Origin of the sequence: Candidatus Sordicultor fermentans, assembly GCF_012728195.1 — a bacterium.
Classification (GTDB): Bacteria; Atribacterota; Atribacteria; order Atribacterales; family Caldatribacteriaceae; genus Sordicultor; species Sordicultor fermentans.
On record NZ_JAAYFP010000192.1, the window covers coordinates 1 to 3,000 of the forward strand.

The 3,000-nt window shown below is 44.8% G+C and carries 2 protein-coding genes; one reads left to right on the top strand and one right to left on the bottom strand.

Translation table 11 applies throughout. The features are described 5' to 3' along the window. Positions 1-908 precede the first annotated feature (908 nt). The gene (locus GXZ17_RS09565) at positions 909-2,381 is read left to right on the top strand and encodes a hypothetical protein (protein WP_409377060.1); all 1,473 of its coding nucleotides are present in this window, start codon (positions 909-911) and stop codon (positions 2,379-2,381) included. Here GXZ17_RS09565 and nth read toward each other — a convergent pair. Continuing rightward, complete coding sequence (gene nth / locus GXZ17_RS09570; RefSeq protein WP_409377061.1) at positions 2,347-2,979, bottom strand: endonuclease III; 633 nt, start codon at positions 2,977-2,979, stop codon at positions 2,347-2,349. The genes GXZ17_RS09565 and nth overlap by 35 nt on opposite strands. Positions 2,980-3,000 lie beyond the last annotated feature (21 nt).

The window sequence follows — 3,000 nt, forward strand, 5'->3', positions numbered from 1 at the left end:
CTCATCACTCATCACTCGTCACTCATTTCCCTCCATGAGTAAAATTACTACTCAAAAGAGAAGTTGTCAAGACTATAGGGGGGCGAGCCCCCTATGACCCTTTTTTTCTGTCATTCCTGAATGCCTCTATCACACCTTTTTCGTCACCCCGGCAATCTTTAAGCCGGGGTCTAAATTATTAAGAACAAGAATATTTGGATTCCCAATTGAAAATCTTGGGAATGACAAAAAAGGGGCTGTCAACCCTGAACGGTTCTATCGACTATAAGGGGGTTTCACCCCCTTATAACCCCGACTATAGGGGAAAAACCCCTATAACCCCAAAAAAAATAAATACTCAAAAATAAATACAAAAAGAAAAAAGACCAGTGAGGAAGCAAAAACCTTCCTCACTATAAGGGGGTTTCACCCCCTTATAACCCCCTGAAAAGACTAAAGTACAAGAAGATAAAAGAAATGTCAAAAACGACACGTAGAAAAAAACCTCCGTGTCGTCACCTCTGAATGGTTTTATCAGGGGTCCAAACTATAAGGGGAAACTGATCCCCCTATAACCCCCTAGAAAAATCAAAAGAAAAGCAGAAGAGCAAAGACTACTGAGGAAGAAAGGGCGTCTTCCTCAGTGGATTCCCGATTGAAGATTTCGGGAATGACGGCGGGAGGGGGTGGATGCCTCACTAAATTTCAGGCATGACGGATGATGCGGATGCCCGCCTAAATTTCAAGCATGACGGCGGGGGAAGCCCTTTCGGGGAGATTCTATATTATATATTCTTTCCCTCTCTATGCCAGCGAGGTAGCGACCCTCGCGATGACGGAAAAGGAGAAGGGTGATATAATTTAGTTTGTGGTATTATTCTAAAAAGATTTTTCAAAAGATACAGTTTATTGAATGAGAGGTGGTTATTTTGGCTTTTATTCAGGGGAGGATTCTCCTTCCTTCTGATACACCCTGGGCGAGAAAGGCGGCCCGGGAATATATGCATTTTGAGAAAGAAGAAGAAAAAACAAAAAAGCTTCTGGCTCCTCTTCCGGATACGGAGATAAAAGCTTTTCTTCTTGAAAGCCCCGATTTAATAACCCGGACTAAAAGCAACGAGGAGGGGGAGTTTTTTCTACGGGTTCCTCCTGGAGAAAATTATTTTCTGGAGTTTTATTACCAGTCTCAACTGGTGGCACTGGCTTTTGCTAACTCCCTGGAAGAGGAGGTAGATTTGGGCACTGTTGATAGCCTTGTTACCGCTCAGGCTTTGAAAATAAAGATGGGAGAGAAGGGAAGTTCTGTTTCAGTCTCTGAGCTTGCTAAAAACATAGAGCAGATGTGGGCCAGAGGTGAGGGGTTAGAAAAACTCGAGGCGGTGAGCAACTCTCCTGTTTCTGACCCTTTTCACTTGATAGAATATTTTGATTTTTCTTTTCTTCCTGATGGGAGAACCCTGATAGTGAACTGGAAATCTCGCCAGCCCGTGGTAGCTCGTCTTTATTATCGTTCTTTTAATTCTTCTCGCTATCACAAGTTAACCGCCAAGCACAAAAAAGAAGGAGCGTTTTCCTTCGGAGTGCGAGAGTTTGAAGGATATCTTTTTTATTTAGAGATGGAAAACGATCAACATCTTTTGGGGAGAACTCCTCTCCGGGCAGTGCGCGCCCCTCTTTCTCCAGAAAAAAGAAAAATAATTATAGAGGGGAGAGAAGATGGCCCCATCACCGTGGCTCGTCGTAAAGTCTCAGGAGAAAGGACAATTTCTTTCCCTAAAGAAAACAGAGACCTCAAACTCTCTCTCTACCGGGCAATGGAGAGAGAGTTTGAGGCAGAAATGTATTTTAATTTTTTAGGAGTGGAAGAAATGCCCCGGTTTTTGGTGCGAGAGGGATTTGAAGAGCTGGAGTTTGCTATTTATTTTCCCATGGAATTTTCTTTTCTGTGGGGGCCGGTGGGAAGCAAGCCGGGAGTTTCTATATCTGCAGAAGACCGGGAGAAAATTTTAGAATTGTGGAGAGATGAGGAGCTTGCTCTCCCTGTGGGGAGATTGATGGAGATAGGCTATAGTACTCCTTTTGTAGAAGTGGTGGCTTACCGGGGAGGAGAGTATTTTCATCTTTTTTCTAACACTGACTTGAAGGAGAAGATTTTTCTTTTTTCTCTGCGCCGACTGGATTCTCTGGATCTGGAGGCTATTATTTATTACTGGGGAAAACTGACCCTTCACGGGGAAGGGATGTTTGAAGATTATTCCCTGGAGATAGACCTCCGGGGCAGGTTTGAAGAAGGTAAAGAACCTCTCCTTTGGACCTTCCAAAAAGGTGAAGTGGAAGGAGAAATAAAGTTGTGGATAGACTTAGAGGTTACAAGGAATCAGCGGAAGGGCACCACTCTCTGACCGGACACTCTGGGCAGCGAGGTTTTCTGGCCAAACAGGTGGTTCTACCTAAAAAACCTAAAAGATGAGCCGCTCTTATCCAGCGTTCCGGGGGGATTATCGAGGCTAAATCTTTTTCTATTTTAGAAGGGGAAGAGGAAGAAGCAAGACCCAATCTCTGGGATACGCGAGCCACGTGGGTGTCTACGGCGATAGCCGGAATATTGAAGGCATTGGCTAAAACGATGCTGGCAGTTTTCCTCCCCACTCCGGGCAGAGAGGTGAGCTCCGAAAGGTCGGGGGGAACTTCCCCTTGGAATTTTTCCACTAAAATGGAGCTCGATTCTTTGAGGAAGCGGGCTTTTTGCCGGTAGTAAGGAAGAGACTTGATGACCTCTTCAATTTCGGAGAGAGAGGCACGAGCGAGAGCCTGAGGTGTGGGGAAACGTTGAAAAAGAGTTCTGGTTACCTGATTTACCCGCTCATCAGGAGCTTGAGCAGCTAAAATGGTGGCCACTAAAAGATCAAAAGGATTGTTAAATTCTAAAAGCAACCGAGCGTCGGGAAAGTGCTCTTCTAAAGTATCCAGAATACGGGCTACTCTTTCTTTTTCCTCCATTTTGTCCTTCTTTCTGAGCTC